A 1,896-nucleotide genomic window follows, 5' to 3' on the forward strand; every position below is an offset into this window, starting at 1 on the left:
CCCCAACTTCGACACTTCGCGATGGATTTGAGCCCGGTTTGGCAATGCGGACTTCAATGAAATAAGGGCTTTCCGTGTGTGGAGGGTCAGATTTTGGCGAGAATCCTGTTGTGGCACGTTATGGCGCATTGAGTCATTGAAGCATTACACATCGTCTCGTAGTGTTGCGACATGTACACCAAGATCACGAGATCCGGCGGGCGCCAGTACCTGCAACTGGTCGAGGGCTATCGCAACGAAGAGGGCAAGGTCCGCCATCGGGTCGTCGCCAACCTTGGCCGACTCGAAGATCTGAACCCCGCCAAGCTCGATCCCCTGATCAACGGTTTGAACAGGGCGATCGGGCGGAGCGACAACACGGCGTTTCCCGTCGAGATCGAAAGCTCCAAGGCCTATGGTAACGTCTTCGCCCTGCACGAGCTTTGGAAGGATCTTGGCCTCGACCGCGCCCTTGGTCGTGCCATGCGGTCTGGGCGGCGCAAGATCGAGGCAGATGCCCTCGTGCGGGCCATGGTCTTCAACCGCCTGTGCGATCCCATGAGCAAACTCGGCTGCCTGCGCTGGCTGGACACCGTGGCCATGCCCGAGATGCCCGCCAAAGTCGAGCACCACCACCTCCTGCGCGCCATGGACGCGCTCATGGACAATGTCGATCGCGTGGAGGCCGAGCTGGCCCGCCAGATCCGCCCTTTGGTCGACAGGGATCTGACGGTCGTCTTCTATGACCTGACCACCGTGCGCATCCACGGCGAAGGTGAGGTTGACGACGATATCCGCGCCTACGGCATGAACAAGGAGACCGGTGGCATCGCACGCCAGTTCGTGCTCGGCGTTGTGCAGACCGCCGAGGGGTTGCCGCTCATGCATACTGTGCATCCGGGCAACGTAGCCGAGACCAAGACGCTGCAGGCCATGCTGGCCACCGTCCTGAAGCGCTTCCCCATCGAGCGCGTCATACTGGTGGCCGATCGCGGGCTTCTGAGCCTCGACAACATCGACGCCCTGACATCGCTGGCCGAGCAGGGTGGGCGAACCCTGGAGTTCATCCTGGCCGTCCCCGCGCGCCGCTACAGCGATCTGGTCGAGACCTTCAGGGACATGGCCTTCGACGAGACCGGACTGGCCGAGGATCGCTTTGCCGGTCATCGCCTGATCGTCGCCCATGATCCGCTTCGTGCCGCTGAACAGGGCGATCGGCGTCGCGCCCGCATCGCCGAGCTTGACGCCATGGCCGAAAAGATGGTCGGCAAGCTCGACGCTCAAGATGCCGGAAAGACCGCCAAGGGACGCCGCGCCTCCGACCGCGGGGCCTACAGCCGCTTCACCCGCGCCGTCGCGGAGGCCGAGCTCACGCGCTTTCTCAAGGCCGATCTCAACGCAGACCGCTTCAGCTGGTCGGCCGACGAAGACGCCATTGCCCAGGCCGAACTCTTCGACGGCAAGCTCGCGCTGATCACCAACGCCCCCGATCTGAGCCCTGCCGAGGCTGTCGCCCGATACAAAGGCCTCGCAGACATCGAGCGTGGCTTCCGCGTGCTGAAATCCGACATCGAGATCGCGCCAGTTCACCACCGGCTGCCCGACCGCATCCGCGCCCACGCCATGATCTGCTTCCTGGCTCTCGTCCTCTACCGCGTCATGCGCATGCGTCTGAAGGCGAAAGGCCACAGCGCGAGCCCGCGCACCGCCCTCGATCTTCTGGAACGCATTCAACAGCACGTCGCCCGTATCGGCCCGACTGCCAAGACAACCATCACGCGCCAACAACCGGAACAACTCGACCTCTTCGAAGCCCTGGATCTGAAAACACCCGCCTGAAACGGCCATGTTGTGGCAAAAGCGGGCATCCCGCTCCAACAATATCAGTCGCTTACGCGCTTAGCTGTTGAAGTTGGG

Annotated in this window: 1 protein-coding gene; it reads left to right on the forward strand. The window is 62.7% G+C overall.

Annotated elements, in window-relative coordinates; genetic code table 11:
* Positions 1–171 precede the first annotated feature (171 nt).
* Complete coding sequence (locus AAFO90_RS24770; RefSeq protein ID WP_347511175.1) at positions 172–1,818, forward strand: IS1634 family transposase; 1,647 nt, start codon at positions 172–174, stop codon at positions 1,816–1,818.
* The last annotated feature ends 78 nt before the right edge of the window (positions 1,819–1,896 follow it).

It is taken from the genome of Phaeobacter sp. CAU 1743, from assembly GCF_039839315.1.
Classification (GTDB): domain Bacteria; phylum Pseudomonadota; class Alphaproteobacteria; order Rhodobacterales; family Rhodobacteraceae; genus Phycobacter; species Phycobacter gallaeciensis_A.